Annotated in this window: 13 protein-coding genes and 1 pseudogene; 9 read left to right on the top strand and 5 right to left on the bottom strand. The window is 67.2% G+C overall.

The window, feature by feature from the left end; all coding sequences use genetic code 11:
• Positions 1 to 24 precede the first annotated feature (24 nt).
• The 9 genes from VGF12_RS17730 to VGF12_RS17690 all read left to right on the top strand — a co-directional run bounded on the left by VGF12_RS17730 (position 25) and on the right by VGF12_RS17690 (position 13,406).
• A complete protein-coding gene (locus tag VGF12_RS17730; protein ID WP_331177370.1) occupies positions 25 to 867 on the top strand; it encodes a CoA ester lyase in 843 nt (280 codons plus the stop codon).
• 3 nt (positions 868 to 870) lie between these two features.
• Complete coding sequence (locus VGF12_RS17725; protein WP_331177369.1) at positions 871 to 3,207, top strand: sodium:solute symporter; 2,337 nt, start codon at positions 871 to 873, stop codon at positions 3,205 to 3,207.
• Positions 3,208 to 3,213: 6 nt separating this feature from the next.
• A complete protein-coding gene (locus VGF12_RS17720; RefSeq protein WP_331177368.1) occupies positions 3,214 to 4,095 on the top strand; it encodes a LysR family transcriptional regulator in 882 nt (293 codons plus the stop codon).
• Positions 4,088 to 5,026 (top strand): alpha/beta hydrolase, encoded by a 939-nt coding sequence (locus tag VGF12_RS17715; protein ID WP_331177367.1) that lies wholly within the window; start codon positions 4,088 to 4,090, stop codon positions 5,024 to 5,026. Before VGF12_RS17720 ends, VGF12_RS17715 begins: the two co-directional genes overlap by 8 nt.
• 107 nt (positions 5,027 to 5,133) lie before the next feature.
• Positions 5,134 to 7,293, top strand: a complete 2,160-nt coding sequence (locus VGF12_RS17710) for a TonB-dependent receptor (RefSeq protein WP_331177366.1) — start codon at positions 5,134 to 5,136, stop codon at positions 7,291 to 7,293.
• Positions 7,294 to 7,304: 11 nt separating this feature from the next.
• A complete protein-coding gene (locus VGF12_RS17705) occupies positions 7,305 to 8,210 on the top strand; it encodes a ribokinase (protein ID WP_331177365.1) in 906 nt (301 codons plus the stop codon).
• Positions 8,207 to 10,396, top strand: a complete 2,190-nt coding sequence (locus VGF12_RS17700) for a formylglycine-generating enzyme family protein (protein WP_331177364.1) — start codon at positions 8,207 to 8,209, stop codon at positions 10,394 to 10,396. Before VGF12_RS17705 ends, VGF12_RS17700 begins: the two co-directional genes overlap by 4 nt.
• Positions 10,393 to 12,213 carry a glycoside hydrolase family 127 protein gene (locus tag VGF12_RS17695; RefSeq protein ID WP_331177363.1) on the top strand — a complete coding sequence of 607 codons (1,821 nt, stop codon included), beginning with the start codon at positions 10,393 to 10,395 and terminating at the stop codon, positions 12,211 to 12,213. Before VGF12_RS17700 ends, VGF12_RS17695 begins: the two co-directional genes overlap by 4 nt.
• On the top strand, positions 12,210 to 13,406 hold the full coding sequence (locus tag VGF12_RS17690; RefSeq protein ID WP_331177362.1) for a CoA transferase: 1,197 nt from the start codon (positions 12,210 to 12,212) through the stop codon (positions 13,404 to 13,406). Before VGF12_RS17695 ends, VGF12_RS17690 begins: the two co-directional genes overlap by 4 nt.
• Positions 13,407 to 13,651: 245 nt before the next feature.
• On the opposite strand, the pseudogene VGF12_RS17685 reads toward VGF12_RS17690, so the two are convergent.
• The 5 genes and pseudogenes from VGF12_RS17685 to VGF12_RS17665 form a co-directional block, all read right to left on the bottom strand.
• A pseudogene (locus VGF12_RS17685) lies at positions 13,652 to 13,804 on the bottom strand (IS3 family transposase); the annotation flags it as partial.
• A gap of 24 nt (positions 13,805 to 13,828) precedes the next feature.
• Entirely contained in the window at positions 13,829 to 14,293 is a 465-nt protein-coding gene (locus VGF12_RS17680; RefSeq protein WP_331177361.1) for an ASCH domain-containing protein, read from the bottom strand.
• 261 nt (positions 14,294 to 14,554) lie between these two features.
• Positions 14,555 to 14,995 carry a hypothetical protein gene (locus VGF12_RS17675; protein WP_331177360.1) on the bottom strand — a complete coding sequence of 147 codons (441 nt, stop codon included), beginning with the start codon at positions 14,993 to 14,995 and terminating at the stop codon, positions 14,555 to 14,557.
• A gap of 453 nt (positions 14,996 to 15,448) precedes the next feature.
• Complete coding sequence (locus VGF12_RS17670) at positions 15,449 to 15,853, bottom strand: OsmC family protein (protein WP_331177359.1); 405 nt, start codon at positions 15,851 to 15,853, stop codon at positions 15,449 to 15,451.
• A 141-nt stretch (positions 15,854 to 15,994) separates the two neighbouring features.
• Positions 15,995 to 16,257 (bottom strand): hypothetical protein (locus VGF12_RS17665; RefSeq protein ID WP_331177358.1); only part of this gene is annotated, 263 nt, incomplete at its 5' end.

The following is a 16,257-nucleotide window of genomic DNA, read 5'->3' as shown; positions in this document are numbered from 1 at the left end:
GCCGCGCACCCGACGGTGATCTCTATGCGCAGCAAGCTTTTCGTCCCCGGCATTCGTCCCGAGTTCTTCGCCAAGGCTTTGGCAAGCGCCGCCGATGCCATCTCGTTCGACCTGGAAGACGCGGTGCCTGAGAGCCGCAAGGATGAAGCCCGATCAGAGGTCGGCCGGTTCCTGCGAAGCGCCGAGGCCCAGAGCAGCGACAAGCTGTTCATCGTCAGGGTCAACGCTATGGGATCTGCACACTTCACGGCAGACCTGCACGCGCTCAAGGGCACGACGGTAGGGATGTTGAACCTGCCCAAACCGCAGGGCGCAAGCGAAGTGCTGTCGGCCGTGGAGGCCATGGATACCGCGGGACTCGCAGGCGACACCACGCTGCTGGTCAACATCGAGACCCCCGGCGCGCTGCGGCGGGCGTCTGAAATCGCGACGGCGCATCCCCGGGTCGCCGGACTCCAGCTCGGCCTGGGCGACCTCTTCGAGCCCGCCGGCATCGACCGGCGCGTGCCGGCCAACGTCCACGCGGCCCTGTTCCTGCTCAGCCTGGCGGCCGCCGAGGCCGGCGTCTTCTGCTGCGACGGGGCGTTTCCTGACATTAAAGATACCGACGGTTTCCGAGCCGAAGCCGCCATGGCGCGTGCACTGGGCTTCATCGGCAAGAGCTGCATCCATCCCAGCCAGATCGCAGCGGCCAACGAGATCTTCCAGCCAGACCCCGCACTCATGGACCAGGCGCGGCGCATCGTCGCGGCCGCCGACGACGCCGCCGCACTGGGGCGCGCGGCCTTTGTCGTCGACGGCCAAATGATCGATCCCCCATTTCTGCAGCGGGCCCGCCGGCTCCTGCTCGTCTCCCCGAGAAAGTAGCCCATGAGTCTTGTTGCACGTCTGCTGACCGTGCTCGCCTTGCTGTCGACCGTAACGGCAAGCTGGGCGGCAGCGGAGCAGGTCGCCACCATCCGTACCCAGACCCTGCCAACGCTGCAGGCCGACGAACCGGTCCAGGATCTGGTGAACGCAGACGGCCGACTGCTGGCCGTCGGTTCGAGCAAGACCTGGCTGCTTTCGGCGGATGGCAGCAGCTGGGGCGCGCCGCAAGCCCGGCCCGTCGGCCTGGCCCTGCTGGGCGGCACCCTGCCCGACACGGTCGGGACACTCGCCCGGCCCCAGGTCAAGGGCGACAGCATCGACTACCAGGCCCTGCCGCCGCTGCCCATGAGCCTGCGCAAGGCCCAGGCCGCCTCGCTGCAGGACGCTCTGTACGTTGCCGGCCTGGACCCTGAAGGCCTGCCGCGGCTGTACAAGCTGCAGTCCGCAGAGGCCCGTCCTGCCTGGCAGGCGCTGGACGCTTGGCCCGAGGGAGGTGAGCCGCTGGCACTGGTGGGACAGACCCGCGCGCTCTTCCTCACGCTGGCCGGCCGGCAACTGCGCTGGGCCGCAGACCAGGGCTGGAGCAGCATGCCCGCTCCCAGCGGGCCGGTCATGGCCGGCTCGGGCCGCGCCATCGGCCAGGCCCATGTGCTCTACCTCGCGGGACAGCCGGGCCAGCCCAAGCAGTTGCTGAGCTTTCACACCATCACCGGCTCATGGGCCACGATGCGCAGCGACCTGCCCGGCGATGCCCGGCAGCCCGCGGCCTGGAAGGCCGGGCTGGCCTGGCTTCAAGGTGCCGATGAGCGCGGCGCGCAGACGCTGGCGGGCGCCGAGGTCGAGGCCGGCAAGCTGATGCTGCGCTGGCTGGACTGGCTGGTGATCGTGGTCTACCTGGTCGCCATGCTGGGCATGGGGCTGTACTTCTACCTGCGCGAGAAGCGCAACTCCACGTCCGACTTCTTTGTCGGTGGACGTTCCATCCCCTTCTGGGCCGCGGGCGTCAGCCTGTACGCGGCGAACACCAGCTCCATCAGCTACATCGCCATCCCGGCCAAGGCCTTCGAAACCAACTGGCAGTACCTGACCAACAACCTGATCGCCGTGCTCGGCCTGATGTTCGTCGCGGTCTGGATCGTGCCGTTGCTGCGCCGCCTGGACCTGATGAGCGTGTTCTCCTACCTCGAGACCCGCTTTCACCCGGCGATCCGCATGCTCTCCAGCGCGCTGTGCATCCTGGTGCAGCTGGGCAGCCGCATGAGCGTGATCCTGTTCCTGCCCTCGCTGGCCATCGCCACCATCACCGGCATCGACATGGTGTGGAGCATCCTGATGATGGGCGGCTTCACCATCGCCTACACGGCGCTGGGAGGCATGAAAGCCGTCGTCTGGACGGACGTCGTGCAGTTGGTCGTGAAGATGGGCGGCGCGCTGTTCGCCATCGGCTTCGTCATCTGGCATCTTGACGGCGGACTTGCCGAGGTGGCCCGCGAGGCAGCCGCGGCACAGAAGACCAAGATGTTCGATTTCAGCTTCGACCTGACCAAGGCCACGGTCTGGGGCTTCATCTTCCTGGTGGTTTTCGACGTCGTGCTGACCTTCCCCAAGGACCAGGTGCTGATGCAGCGCACCTTGTCCACCAAGAACGATCGCGACGCCGGCCGATCGATCTGGGCCTTCGCGGCCATCATGATTCCCGGTGGCTTCGTCTTCTATGCGATCGGTACCGCCCTGTACGTCTACTACAAGGCCCACCCCGAGCGCATGAACCCGCTGCTCAGCATCGACGCCACCTTCCCGATGTTCATCGCCGCGGAGCTGCCGATGGGAGTCACCGGCCTCATCATCGCCGGCATCTTCGCCGCAGCGATGGCGACGCTGTCCAGCATCATCAACAGCGTCGCCACGCTGGCCTCGGTGGATTTCTACGAGAAGCTGGTCAAGAACCCGGATCCCAAGAAGAGCGTCCTCTTCGCCGAGCTCATGACGGTGGCTGCCGGTCTGATCGGCATCGGATTTGCGCTGGTGCTGTCGCGCTACGACATCCACTCGCTGTTCGACGTGTCCATCGAGCTCGCAGGTCTTCTGGGTGGCGGCTTCGCCGGTGCCTACACGCTGGGCATGTTCACGCGCCGCGCCAACGCCCCCGGCGTCGCCATCGGCGTGGCCTCGGCCATACTGCTGACCACCGTGGCCTGGTGGATGAAGCTGGTGCACCCCTACTTCTACCTGGCAATCTCCATCCTGCTTTGCATCGTCATCGGCTACCTGGCCAGCCTGCTGTTCCCGCCGCCCCGCCAGTCCCTGAAGGGCCTCACCATCTACAAAGACGACTGACACCCCATGGACACGGAGTTCCTTCGCACCTTCGTCGCCGTCGTCGACGAGGGCTCCATGGCAGCCGCGGCCCGTTTGCTGAACATCACGCCCGCCGCGGTGGCCCAGCAGATCCACACGCTTGAGCGCGGCATGGGCACGGCGCTGATCGCACGCGTGGGACGCACCGTCAACATCACCGAGGCCGGTGCACGCGCCCTGCCCCGGGCCCGCGCCCTGCTGCGCGACGTCGCGGACCTCCGCACGGTGGCGAACGACGATCCCAGTGCCGGGGAACTCAGGCTGGGGGCTGGCACCAACGCGCTGACAGGCATGCTGCCGGACATCCTGGCGCGCATGGTCACGCGCTTCCCCGGCATCCAGGTCTTCATCAAGCCGGGCTACTCGCCTGAGCTGCACCGCTCGGTGGACAGCGGTGACCTCGACGCGGCCATCGTGCTGCAGGCCCCCTTTGCACTCCCCAAGACCTGCGACTGGGAACTCCTGCGCGAGGAGCCCTTGGTCGTGCTCGCACCCACACGCATGGCGGACCGGGACCCTCACGAGCTGCTCGCCACGGAACCGTTGATCCGCTACGACCGCAGCCAGTGGGGCGGCCGCCAGGCCGACCAGTACCTTCGGTCGGTCGGCATCACGCCGCGGGAACGCTTCGAGCTCAACGCCTTGAACGCCATCGCGGTCATGGTCGACCGCGGACTGGGCGTGTCGCTCGTCCCGGACTGGGCACGTCCGTGGCCGGAAGGCCTGAACCTGGTCCGGATTCCGCTGCCTCAGCCGTGCGAGCCGCGCCGGATCGGGATCGTCTGGTCGCGCTCGACCATACGCATCCGGCTCGTGCAGGCCTTCCTCCAGGAGAGCCGCGCCGCCATGTCACGACCCGATGCCTGATCGGCGCCAGCTTCTCTCCCTTGGCGCGTCCCCCCTGTTCACGCGCGCTCATGCAGCCGCTCCGCCGGCCTCCGGCTCGCAGCTGATCGCGTCGCGCCTGGAGAGCCGGCGCGGCCCCATCGACTTCCAGCTCTATCTGCCGCCGGGCCACGAGCCTGCAACGACGCAGCGGTATCCCCTGCTGCTGTTGCTACACGGCCGTGGCGACAACATGTCGGCCTGGACCCGGGTGCGGGACGTCCTCGACCGCATGATCGCCGCCGCGGAGATACCGCCGCTGATCGCGGTCATGCCGGACGCCCCCTGGAGCCGCCGCGGCAGTTACTACGTCGACTCGGCCCATGTCGAGGGCGCGCCCGTCGAATCCCTGCTGCTCGACGAGCTGCTCCCCCACGTCGAAGCGATGTGGCCCGTCCGCCAGGAGCGGGAGTTCCGCGTCGTTGGCGGCTACTCCATGGGCGGATACGGCGCCGTACGGTTTGCCCTGGCCCGCCCCCAGACCTTCGGCGCGGCCATCGTGCTAAGCCCGGCGATCTACACGCCACTGCCGCCCGCCGGCTCCAGCGCGCGTGAGTTCGGCGCCTTCGGCCGCGGCCACACGCGCTTCGTCGACGCGCTGTACCAGGCCGGCAACTATCCGGCGCTGCTCGCCGCCAGGCCCGGCTCGTCCCCTGCCCTGCGGCTTTTCATCGCCGCCGGAGACCAGGAGTACACACACCCCAACCCGGCCGATGCCGCGCACGACATCGACCAGGAAGCCCATCGGCTGTACAGCCGCCTTCGGCGGGAGCCCAGTTGCGCGGCTGCGCTGCGCATCCTGGACGGCGGGCACGACTGGCCCGTCTGGCAGCCCGCCTTTCGCGAAGGCCTGCACTGGTGCGCCCACCGCCTGGCGTGGCAAGCGGCAGAAGCAACAAAACCTGTCGTCTGAACATAGATCCAGGCCATTCCTGTTTATTCCCGGCTGGCCGAGACTGGCTCCATCACGGGCCGCAAGGGGCTGGCCGGTGCCTCCATAACCACAGCAGAGACAAGACCATGAAGCACGTCGTTCCCGTTGCCACGCTCACACTGGCCGCCGCCATCTCGGCTGCCTACGCCCAGGAAGCCGCCACCCCGCCAGGGGCCGCCGCCAGCGCCGCCGCCGACGACAACACCAACCAGCTCGAGCGCACCATCGTCACCGGAACGCGCACGGCCAAGGCCATCGACAAGATCCCTGGCGCGATCAACGTCATCGGCAAGGCCGAGCTGTCGCAGACGCTGGCGATCACCGAGGACGCCACCGCCGTGCTTTCGCGCGTGGTGCCGGGCTACTCCGAGTCCTCGCAGGCCATGAGCAACACGGGTGAGAACCTGCGCGGCCGCATCGCGCTGCGCCTGTTCGACGGCGTGCCCCAGGGCTCGCCGCTGCGCGAGGGCACGCGCAATGCCACGTTCACCGACATGGGTCTGGTCGGCCGCATCGAGGTCATCAACGGTCCGTCGGCCTCCGAGGGCATCGGCGCTGCCGGCGGCATCATCAACTACATCTCCCGGGTTCCGACCAAGTACGGCAACGAGTTCCAGATCACCACGCGGATCACGACCGAAGGCAAGGACGACAGCACGGGCTACAAGGTGGGCCTGAACTGGCTGCGCAAGACCGACGACTACGACATGGTCCTGTCCGCCTCGCACATCGACCGGGGCATTGCCTACGACGGCAACGGCAATCGCGTGGGCCTGAACACCAGCGGCTCGCTGATGGACAGCAAGTCCAACAACTTCTTCGGCAAGCTGGGTTTCGACTTCGGCACCGACAAGAACCAGCGCCTGCAGTTCTCCGCCAGCGCCTTCAAGGTCGAGGGCAACAACCGCTACCACCTCGTCGAGGGCAACCGCGACACCGGCATGACCAACACCTCGGAGCTGGGCACCATCCCCGGCTCCAAGGCCGAGTTCAACGACTTCAAGCAGTTCACCGTCTCGTACAGCCACGCTGACCTGTGGGGCGGCGCGCTGCAGCTCGACGCCTACTTCGCCCGCCAAGCCATGCGCTATCCGGCGGAGGACGGCAGCGACCGCCAGGACCCGCTGATCGCGCCGCTGGGCACGCTGTGGGACCAGTCGGAGATCCTGGCCAAGAAGAAGGGCCTGCGCAGCTCGTGGTCGCACGCCGACGCCTTCGGCGTCAAGGGGCTGGAGTTCCGCGGCGGTGTGGACCTGACCGAGGACAACGCCCAGCAGCGCCTGGCCCTGACCGACCGGCTTTGGGTGCCGCCGATGATCTATCGCAGCGTGGCACCCTACACGCAGCTGTCCTGGGATGTCGGCCCGCTGACCGTGTCGGGCGGCGTGCGCCGCGAGGACGGCACGCTGCGCGTGGACAACTACACCACCACCTACTATCGCGACCGCATCAACGTGACCGGCGGCAAGCTCGACTATGCGGCCACTCTGCCCAACATCGGCGCCGTGCTGAGGCTGCCGGAAAACTGGTCCGTGTTCGCATCGGTGGGCAAGGGCTTCACGCTGCCCAACGTAGGCATCCCGCTGCGCAACATCAACAAGAACTCCAAGAACACCAACGTGGCCGGCATCCTGGACCTGCAGGCCATCATCGTGCGCAACAAGGAGGTCGGCGTGAACTGGCGAGGCAAGAAGGCCAGCTTCGGCGCCTCGGTCTACCAGTCCTATTCCAGCCTGGGCGTGTCGCTGTCGGTCGATCCGTTGACCAATGACTTCATCATGAACCGCGCCCCCGTGGAGATCAGCGGCTTCGAGATGACCGGCGATGCCCAGCTGACGCCCGACATCAAGGTCAACGCCCTGTACTCGCGCATCCTCGGCAAGACCACCTTCGTCACCGGCGGACCGCTCACCAAGCGCATGGGCGTCAACGACACCAGCCCGGACAAGGTTGGCGGCGCCGTCACGTGGAAGTTCGTTCAGGGCGGCGACGTGAACCTGGGCTTCACCCGGCTGCTCAGCCGCGACCTCAACATCGGCCTGTCCGGCGAGGAACGCACCCGCGGCTACACGCTGCTCGATCTCGGCGCCAACTACGACTGGGGCCGCTACGGCAAGACCACGCTGGGCATCGAGAACCTGACCAACAAGTTCTATGTCCTGAGCTGGTCGCAGCTGCCCGGCTTCAAGAACTACTTCTCGGGCCGCGGCCGCGTGTTCTCGCTGACGCAGACCGTGACCTTCTGACCGGAGCCCCCATGTCCCGCAGCGTTCTGGTGGCCGGATCGGCCAACCTGGACTTCGTCGTCCGCGCCAGCCATGTGCCGGCCCCCGGTGAAACCGTGCTCGGCCGCGGCTTCGCCTGTTTTCCCGGCGGCAAGGGCGCCAACCAGGCCGTCGCCGCCGCCCGTGCAGGCACGGCGCCGGTGCGGATGCTGCTGGCGCTGGGGCGGGATGCCCACGCGGCGGCGCTCGAAGCGTCCCTGACGGAGGCCGGCGTTCAGCTGCATGTCGTTCGCGACGGCGCTGAGCCCACGGGCTGCGCCTTCATCTGCGTTTCCGACACTGCCGAGAACGCCATCACCGTGGCGCCTGGCGCCAACAACGCGCTGCGCGACGAGCATCTGCCTGCGCTGGACGGCGTCAGCCACCTCCTGCTGCAGCTCGAAACGCCCATCGACACCGTCACCGCCTACGCACGCCGCGCGCGCGCGGCCGGCGTCAGCGTGGTGCTCAACGCCGCGCCGGCCCGTCCGCTGCCCGCCGAACTGCTCGACGCCGTGGATCTGCTGGTGGTCAACGAGAGCGAGCTGGCAGCCATCGCCGGCACGGCCGACGGCGTGGAGGCGGCGCTCGCGCGCATCGCTGTGCCCACGGTCATCGTGACGTTGGGCAGCAACGGCTGTCTTGCACGGCACGAGGGCGCCGTCATCCGCCTGGGGGCCTTCCCTGTTCGCGCGGTCGACACCACCGCCGCGGGCGACACCTTCTGCGGCGTGCTGGTGGCCGCGCTGAGCCGTGGCGACGGCCTGCGCCCGGCCCTGCGCCGCGCCAGCGCCGCCGCCGCACTGGCCTGCACCCGGGCCGGCGCCCAGGCCAGCATCCCGCAGGCCAACGAAATCGATACCCTGCTCGCCCAAGATTCCGCGACCATTCCCGCATGACCGATCACATCCTTCCGCCAGGCGACGACGAGCGCGACGAACTGGGTACCGAGTTCCGCTTCTCGCACGTCACGACGGGTCGCTACCTGCCTGTGCCAGGCAAGGCGCCGGGATGGCCGTTCGCCGACATCGGCCATTGGAAGATCGACACCAAGGGCTGCGCCGACGACTGGGTCCGCGAGTTGATCGACTGGCGACGCGAGCACCTGATCCGCATCGGCTACGACGACGCCAACTACCGCCGCCCGGAGCTGCTTTGGGCGCAGCGCAACTTCGTCCACGTGCAGATGATGGTGGAGGACCGCTACTTCTACGACCCCGTCACGGGCGAGTACACCGTGGACCGCTACCTCGACGACCTGGAAGCGCGCTTCGGTGGCGTCGACTCCGTGCTGATCTGGTACATCTACCCCAACATCGGCGTGGACGACCGCAACCAGACCGACCTCGCCCACGACCTGCCCGGTGGACTGGCCGGCCTGAAGAAGGCAGTGGACGCCTTCCACCGCCGCGGTGTGCGCGTCTTTCTTCCCACCAAGCCCTGGGACAACGGCACACGGCCGCAGGGACAGCGGGACTGGCACGCCATCGCCGACATCATCCGCGCCGTTGGCGCCGATGGCATCAACGGCGACACCTACAACGGCGTGCCGCGTGCCTTCTTTGACGCTTGCGACGCCGTGGGCTGCCCGGTCGTGCTGCAGCCCGAGTCGACGATCTCGTCGGAAGAGCAGTTGATCTGGAACGTGCAGAGCTGGGGCAAGAAAGTGCCGGCCGACGTGATTCCTTCGGTCGCCAAGTGGAAGTGGCTTGAACCCCGCCACATGATCAACCTGGAGAACCGCTGGGGCCGCAACCGCACCAACGACCTGCAGTACATCCACTTCAACGGCGTGGGCTACAACGCCTGGGAGAACATCTGGGGCATCTGGAACCAGTTCACGCCCCGGGACGCCGAGACGCTGCGCCGCATCTCCGCGCTGCAGCGCGCCTTTGCGCCGCTGATGGTCAGCATGGACTGGCGGCCCTATGCCCCCACGCTGCAGACCGGCGTCTTCGCCAGCCGCTTCCCCGGCGCCGGGCGCACGCTGTGGACCCTGGTCAACCGCATGGAGTACGAGATCGCCGGGGAGCAGATGGCCCTGCCCCACGTGGCCGGCCGGCGCTATTTCGACCTGTGGAACGGCTGCGAGCTGCAGCCAAGCATCCTCGACGGCCAGGCCTTGATCGAACTGGCGCTGGAGCCGCAAGGCTATGGCGCCGTGCTCGCCACGGACGACGGCAACGGCGTCGACCCGGCCTACCTTGCCCGCGCTGCCGAAATGGCGTGCACGCCGCTGCAGTCCCTGTCGGGACGCTGGAGCGCCCTGCCGCAGCGCCTGCGCGACGTGGCGCCCAGCGCGCCCCAGGCCACACCGCCCGATGGCATGGTGACCATCCCGGGCGGCGAGTACGACTTCGTCGTGGGCGGCATCGAAATCGAGGGTCAGACCTGGGCCGGCGTGGACGTGCAGTACCCCTGGGAGAGCTGCCCGCGCCGCGACCACAGGCGGCGGCTGCACATGCAGGCCTTCCATATGGACCGCCACCCCGTCACGAACGCCGCGTTCAAGCGCTTCATGGACGCCAGTGGCTACGCGCCGGCGGACACCCACAACTTCCTGCGTGACTGGGTGGACGGCCGCCCGCAGCCGGGTTGGGAGAACAAGCCCGTGACCTGGGTCGGCCTGGAGGATGCGCGTGCCTACGCCGCCTGGGCCGGCAAGCGCCTGCCCCGCGAATGGGAGTGGCAGTACGCCGCCCAGGGCACGGACGGCCGCCCCTATCCCTGGGGCCAGACCTGGGATGCCGACGCCGTGCCGGCGCCCCATCGGGGCCGCACACTGCAGGCGCCCGATGACGTCGACGCGCACCCGCGCGGCGCCAGCGCCTTCGGCGTGCTAGACCTGGTCGGCAATGTCTGGCAATGGACAGACGAGTTCGAGGACGAGCACACCCGCGCAGCCATCGTGCGCGGCGGCAGCAGCTACCTGCCGCAGACCTCGCACTGGTACTTCCCGCAGGCATACCGGCTCGACCAGCACGGCAAGTACCTGCTGATGGCACCGAGCAAGGACCGCTCCGGCGCGATCGGCTTCCGCTGCGTGGTCGACACCCCGGCGTCAGCCGCGGGCGGCCAGCCATGAGCCGCAGTCACACCCAGCTGGGCGGACTGCTCGGCCAGGCCATGGAAGCGAGCCGGCGCGGCCGGCTGTTCCATTTCATCCAAGACGAGCGCAGTCCCGCCATCACGGTCTTCTCGCCGACGCACCGCGAGCGCAATGACGAAGGCGATTGGTACGGCGAGCACGCCGGCAAGTGGCTGTACGCCACCGCCAAGGCGGCTGCCCGCAGCGGTGACGCGGCGCTGTTCCGCCAGTTGCGCCGGGTGGCGGACTATCTGGTCGAGGTCCAGTTGCCCGACGGCTACCTGGGGACCTATGCCGCGCCGCGGCGCTTCATGGTGCGCCAGCCGCCCAAGCCGCTGAGCTGGAACGGCGAGCCCAGCCTGCGCACCTGGGACATCTGGACCCACAGCTATCTCGTGCTGGGCCTGCTGGAAGCCCATCGCCACTTTCCCAACGAGCGCTGGCTGGCGGCAGCCTGCCGCATCGGTGACCTCTGCCTGCGCACGCTGGCCGAAGGCGGCATCGACATCAACGAGCTGGGCAACCACCATGGCATGTCGGCCACCGTGTTGCTGGATCCGGCCGTCGAGCTGCACCTCGCCACAGGCGAGCCGCGCTACCTCGAGCTGGCCCGACGCATCGTCGCGCAGGCCGACGCCAACCCTGCGCTGGCGCTGCTCACGCGAGCCCGCGCCGGCGTGGATGCGGCGGACATCGCCACGGGCAAGGCCTACCAGCTGATCTGGAATCTGGTGGGCCTTGCCAAGCTGCATCGGGCCACCGGCGACCCGGACTGCCGCGACGCCGTCCAGCGCCTCTGGCACAGCATCCGCGACAAGCACCTCACGCTGGGCGGCGGCCCCTGGGGCGGCGTCGCTCACCGATCCCGTGAAGTATTCAACGCCCCGGGCGCCTTCAGTCCGCAGGGCTACGTGGAGACCTGCTCGACGCTGGCCTGGCTGCAGCTGAACCGGGAGTTGCTGCAGATCACGGGCGAAGCCGTGCACGCCGAGGAGATCGAGCGCACTGCCTACAACGACCTGCTGGGCGCCATGGCGCCCGACGGCGAGGACTGGTGCTACTACTCCTTCCCCAACGGCAAGCGGGTGCACACCACCTACTGGCGCTGCTGCAAGTCCAGCGGTGCGATGGCGCTCGAGGAGCTCCAGGACGTCGCCTACGTCGTCAGCGATGCGGGCGACGTGGTCACGGTCAACCTCTACGGCCCGAGCACCCTGGTCCTCGGCAAGCTGCGCCTGAGCCAGCACACCGACTACCCCGCCAGCGGCAAGGTGCAGTTGCGCGTCATCGCGCCGGACGCCGGCGTGCGGTTCGCGCTGCGGCTGCGCATCCCGAGCTGGGCCGAAGGCGCGACGGTCAGCCTGGACGGCCAGACCCTGCCGGCGCCGCAGCCGGGCCGGTACGCCGAGATTGCCGCCCGCCCCTGGCAGGGCGAGCACGTGGTGACGCTGGACTTCCCCATGGCGCCGCGCCTGCACCAGCGCGTCAACGAGAACATCCAAGAATCACGCGCCCCGGACGGCAGCCCCGTCGCTCAACAGGTGCTGCACCACGCTTACGTTGCCGTGACGCGCGGGCCGCTGGTCTACGCAACGACGCTCATCGACGGCTTCAAGACGGAAGAAACCGTGCGGCTGCCGCACGAGCTTCGCGAACTCCCCGCGTCAGCAGATGACGAAGATGGCGCGCCGGGAATCACGATGGCGCTGGGCTACCGCCCCGACCTGACCTTCCATCCCTACTACCGGGCCGGAGGCCGCCGCGACGGGGCCTGGCGCCTGACCTGGCTGTCGCTCGCTCCTGACGCATCATGAACGGCAAACCTACTGGAACTCCCGCCGGACCGCTGGCCGGCGTGCGCGTGCTGGACCTCAGCGCCTACATCGCCGGCCCCTATGGCTGCACGCTGCTGGCCGACCAGGGCGCCGAGATCCTGAAGATCGAGCCGCCCGATGGCGACAACCTGCGCAATTACCCCTCCACGCTGAGCGACGAGAGCCGGGCCTTCCTGGGCGTCAACCGCAGCAAGCGGGGCCTGGTGCTGGACCTCAAGAAGCCGCAGGGCCTGGCACTGCTGCTGCGCCTGGTGCGCGACGCCGACGTGCTCGTCCACAACTTCCGCCCCAGCGTGCCGAAGCGGCTGGGCATCGACTTCGACACGCTGCAGGCACTGAACCCCCGGCTCATCTACTGCGCCGTGACGGGCTATGGCGAGACGGGTCCGATGAAGGAGAAGGCCGGTTACGACCAGGTGCTTCAAACCATGACTGGCATGTGCGCTCTACAGGGCAAGCCCGGCGGCCCGCCGGAAATCCTGTATGGCTCGGTGGTCGACTACTACGCCGCGGCATTGCTTGCGAGCGGCGTCGCATCCGCGCTGTACGAGCGCGAAAAGAGCGGTCTGGGGCAGCAGGTATCCATCTCACTGCTGCGCAGTGCGCTGGCCATGCAGTCCGCTCGCCTGATCTGGGCCGAGGGCGAGCCGGCAGATGTCGGGCGGGACATGCGCTCCGGTGGCGTCACGGGCATCCATCCCACGCGCGAAGGTCACCTCTACATCTCCGCCAACACGGCACGATTCTGGAGCGCGCTGTGCGAGAAGACGGGCCTCGCGGACCTCGCCACACACCCGCGCTACGACACCGTGAAGAAGCGCGCCACGCACGCGACCGAGCTGATCCCGCGCCTGCACGAGGCGCTGAGCCACAAGACGGCACTGGAATGGGAGGCCCTGTTCGGCGACGAGGTGCCCTGCGCGGCCGCCCGCCGGGTCGAAGAGATGTTCGAGCACCCGCAGGTGACCGCCGAGGACATGATCGCTCGCATGCCCCACCCGGTCGTCGGTCACTACCGGGGGCTCAGCCGCAGCATCCTGTTCGATCGGACGCCCGGACCGCCCCCGTTTGGCGCCCCGACCCTGGGGCAGCACACCGACGATCTGCTCCACGAACTGGGCGTCGACAACGCCGCCATCGCCCACCTGAGGCAGGAAGGCGCGGTTCGCTGACGCGCCCAGACGCGCGGCCCCAGGAGGGCGCCGTTCGACGCCGTCCCCAAGACGGCCACAGCTGCGCGTACCCAGGGCGCGCTACAGCTGGGCTGTCGGAGCCGCAAGGCGCTTGTCCGCTGAGAGCGCCCATTCGATCCTGACAGACGCAATCCAGGGGCGAACGAGAAGACAGCGCGTGCGGCGCCCGAACTGGTCTTCTGTGACCTTGCCCGCGTTTCCGGATCCCATAGCTGAGACCGTTGCGCGGCTTGCCTTCGCCGGGCGGCAAGCCATGCCACTTCGAACTGCATCGGACTGACATAGCCCAGCGACGAGTGAAGTCGTTGCTGGTTGTAGAACGTCAGCCAGTCGACGATCTCGTCCATCGCCTCGCGTCGGCTGGCGCAGCGATCCCCACAGGCTTGCCCTCCAAATACTGGTTAGGCCGCACTGGTCGAAGGCTGGTAGGCAACCTTGAACCGCTCACAGGCAACGAGCATGTTCTCGTTGAATTGGCGGTCTGCTCGGGCGCATTCGCGTGTGAAGTACTGTCTGTGTGCCTCTCGCCAGAACGACAACGAACCATCCCCTTCGCCTTCAGTGGCCGCAAACTCGGAACTGACTTCGCTAAAAGGAACAACCTCGACTGATTCGGTTTCAATAATGCAGAGCGGGCTGCCCGCCCAGTTCGTGACGATGCTGAGATCGCCCGGCACAGGAATTCGTTTCCCTTCACCTTCGTAGGACCATACCGCCCCCGCTGTGGCGCGCTTAGTTCCCCGAAGGACGAGTTCGGCAAGCTCATTCGCCAGATCCTCACTATCGCCAAAGACGCACACCTCATAGAAACGGGTAGCGTCCACACCCCCGATGGAATCGGCGAAGGCATTCCAGAAGTCAGCCAAATGCGCAGGTATATGTGTGGTCATGCTTGTTCGATCTAGCGTCTAACCTACGCGGACCGCAGCCGCCAGACTACTTCCGCCTATTTGAAACATTGAGCAGTCTCGACGCTTCACCTATGGCGCCCGTCGATGTGCCGAGGCATGGCGCTCCAGCGCGAGAGGGTCAGGCATTGCTCGAGCCAGGGCTTGAAACCAGAGCCCTGACTCTGAGCCTTGCCTGACCCTGACCCTTCGGGCCTGATCTCTGCGAGGTTCGGCCGCTCATACTTTGGCAAGGAAGGCCGCCGCATCACCCGCGTCGCATTTCCAGTCCGCGAAGACCCCGACCAGATTGCATTCCACACAGCGGCAAGCGATGTAGTACCAGCGCACGTCATGCGTGCCCTCGTACACGGAGACGCCGGACATCAGCTCGAACACTTCGTTCTCGCACACGCACTCGTGCGCCTCGGGCACTGCTTCTTCAACGTAGTCCGCGCTGTCACCCATCAAGTGTTCCTGCCCGCAGTCGGTGCAGGTGCGGACCGCCACGCCGGCTTCTTCATCGGTCTGCAGCGCGAAGGTCCGGCACCCGCAATTGCATTTGGACGCGGCAAACCGGACGGCCTCATGGCGATTCGCAACGCTGTAGCTACGCAGTTCGGCTTGGGTGTCACCGGACGTCGTCCCGTACCAGAACTCGCCCTTCTTCGTCAGTGCCATTGATGCTGCTCCATTCTTCAAGGTGGCTTCCCGGCCGGCCTGCCGCCTGGCTCATCTCGGGCATCTGGATTCTGCCCGGGAGGCCCGGCAAATCATCATCAAGGGCCTAGTCGGGGTGGTCGCCGACAAGAGCTGCGGACATCCTCAGATGCCGATTCTTGGAGATGCCAGCCATGCGGCGACCTCTCCACTTGAACGGCCCCTATCAGCGGCGTCGGCCGTTGAGAGGCTGCTCGGCAGCGGGTGCCGTCCTTCCGTTCGCCGAACGCTTTGCCCGAAAGCGCCGCACAACGTTCGAGCTAACGCCGCGAGCGCAGGCACGTCGGGTAAGCCGGGACGGGGACGATGGTAGGGTTGGCGCCGGCCCGGCCTACCGTGCCAGCCATGGCGAGTCGGGGGTTGAGCGAGGGGTTCGGCGTCGCTTCGCGACCGCAACGGGTATGCAGGTCAGTCTCAAGCTCCCGTCAGCAGCCGGACTGTCGTGGGCGACCGCAAGGTGTTATGAACTTCGGCGACTGCATCCGTCTCTCGCAGCAACTGCTCGATTTTCTCCTTAGGTTCGTCGGAATCGATCCTCGCCTGGTAGGTCACGTTGGTTGCTGCCATGCCCACACCTTCGAAGTCGGCCGAGGCATCAACTTCTACGCTTCGGATCCCCAACCCGAGACGCTTTGCCTCTCGATAGAGGTCATTGCAGTAGCAGGTAGCCAAGGCAAGCATCAGGAACTCGCCGCCATTCACGGCCGAGCCACCACCGGTCGATCTCGCCGGGATCGCAAGTGTTCGGCCAATTCCTTGCGTGGAGACCTGGACTTCATGCGTCAGGCCAGCGTTCTTGACGGAGGCTGAGATCTTCACGGTTTCTGCCCGTTCAGGGTGGTGGACTGCAAGGATCACCCCAGATTGCCGGTGCGAGCCTCTCGGTGGGAAGGTCGGGCGGCTTTGGCGGCGTGCATCGGGCCGGACACAGTTCAGTATGCTCTGCAGCTGAAGCTGCTTCTACAGCTCGCGGAAGTTGAGCGCGTACTCCTCCCCGGCAATTTTCAGATAGGCGGCAGGGGTTCGACCCGGTATCTGAACCCGAACCCACATCGATCCAGGGATCTTCGAGATTTCCGCAATCCTGAGATCCGCGCCTGGCATCACCCCACCGCCGATGCCGGCGCACTCCTTCATGTATTTCCAGTGCGCCACCATGGTGGGGTTGATATGACGAAGTGGTGTGATGCTCGTGCCAACCTGAAGATTGAGGATCATCTGCT

Source organism: Roseateles sp. (assembly GCF_036404855.1).
Lineage (GTDB): Bacteria > Pseudomonadota > Gammaproteobacteria > Burkholderiales > Burkholderiaceae_C > Pelomonas.
This window is presented reverse-complemented; position numbering and strand designations above follow the sequence as displayed.

Bases quoted from the DNA above. Each gene is read 5' to 3' on its own strand.
- VGF12_RS17730 (WP_331177370.1), top strand. From the start codon at position 25: ATGCGCAGCAAGCTTTTCGTCCCCGGCATTCGTCCCGAGTTCTTCGCC.
- VGF12_RS17725 (WP_331177369.1), top strand. From the start codon at position 871: ATGAGTCTTGTTGCACGTCTGCTGACCGTGCTCGCCTTGCTGTCGACC.
- VGF12_RS17720 (WP_331177368.1), top strand. From the start codon at position 3,214: ATGGACACGGAGTTCCTTCGCACCTTCGTCGCCGTCGTCGACGAGGGC.
- VGF12_RS17715 (WP_331177367.1), top strand. From the start codon at position 4,088: ATGCCTGATCGGCGCCAGCTTCTCTCCCTTGGCGCGTCCCCCCTGTTC.
- VGF12_RS17710 (WP_331177366.1), top strand. From the start codon at position 5,134: ATGAAGCACGTCGTTCCCGTTGCCACGCTCACACTGGCCGCCGCCATC.
- VGF12_RS17705 (WP_331177365.1), top strand. From the start codon at position 7,305: ATGTCCCGCAGCGTTCTGGTGGCCGGATCGGCCAACCTGGACTTCGTC.
- VGF12_RS17700 (WP_331177364.1), top strand. From the start codon at position 8,207: ATGACCGATCACATCCTTCCGCCAGGCGACGACGAGCGCGACGAACTG.
- VGF12_RS17695 (WP_331177363.1), top strand. From the start codon at position 10,393: ATGAGCCGCAGTCACACCCAGCTGGGCGGACTGCTCGGCCAGGCCATG.
- VGF12_RS17690 (WP_331177362.1), top strand. From the start codon at position 12,210: ATGAACGGCAAACCTACTGGAACTCCCGCCGGACCGCTGGCCGGCGTG.
- VGF12_RS17675 (WP_331177360.1), bottom strand. From the start codon at position 14,995: ATGGCACTGACGAAGAAGGGCGAGTTCTGGTACGGGACGACGTCCGGT.